This is a genomic window from Streptomyces sp. DH12, from assembly GCF_020873895.1.
Taxonomy (GTDB): Bacteria; Actinomycetota; Actinomycetes; order Streptomycetales; family Streptomycetaceae; genus Streptomyces.
On record NZ_JAHWGT010000274.1, the window covers coordinates 1 to 722 of the forward strand.

The 722-nt window shown below is 69.1% G+C and carries 2 protein-coding genes; one reads left to right on the forward strand and one right to left on the reverse strand.

What is annotated here, in order from left to right; translation table 11 throughout:
• A partial coding sequence (locus LPA54_RS34000) for a TSUP family transporter (protein WP_368857881.1) occupies window positions 1–166 on the forward strand: 166 nt, incomplete at its 5' end.
• 26 nt (window positions 167–192) lie between these two features.
• On the opposite strand, the gene LPA54_RS34005 is transcribed toward LPA54_RS34000, so the two are convergent.
• Window positions 193–471, reverse strand: a complete 279-nt coding sequence (locus tag LPA54_RS34005) for a metal-sensitive transcriptional regulator (protein ID WP_093769705.1) — start codon at window positions 469–471, stop codon at window positions 193–195.
• Between the last annotated feature and the right edge of the window lie 251 nt (window positions 472–722).

Below are 722 nucleotides of genomic sequence, written 5' to 3' on the forward strand. Positions count from 1 at the left end.
CTCCCTCGACTGGGCGGTGATCGGCCCCTTCATCGCGGCCGCCGTCCTGGGCGCGTGGGACGGCAAACGCCTCGCCGCGAAGGTCTCAGGACCCGGCCTGCAGCGCGTCTTCGCGGTGGTTCTGCTGGCCGTGGCCGCCTTCATGCTCGCCGACGCGGTGACGTGAGCCGGTGCTCCGGCCGGAGCCGGTGCTCATGCCAGCGACAGGAACAGCTTCTCCAGGCGGGCGCGCATCACGTCCCGGTCCCCGTTCACCTGTCCGCCCTCCGCCATGCAGTGCTGCAGCCCCGTCGCGATGATCGCGAAACCGGCCCGGTCCAGCGCCCGGGAGACCGCCGCGAGCTGCGTGATCACGTCCTCGCAGTCGCGCCCCTCCTCGATCATCCGGATGATCCCCGCGATCTGGCCCTGCGCCCGCCGCAACCGGTTGAGTACGCTCTTCAGCTCTTCGGCCGCCATGTCCAGTTCCACGCATCCTCCTCCATCAATACCCCTTGGGGTATTCTAGTCCCTTCGGCGCCTCTTCCGGACGAAGAGACGAAAAGCCACCTCACGCACATGAGCACCCACCATGGTCGTCGGTCCCGTCCAGGCCGCCGAGCCGTTGAAAACCTACGCCGTCGGTGCGCCATGACCGCCGCCGGTCTCACGGAACGGACCGGTCACACCCATGTCACCGTCCTCGGCGACGGGCCGCCCCACCCCCGCTGAACGACCGACCT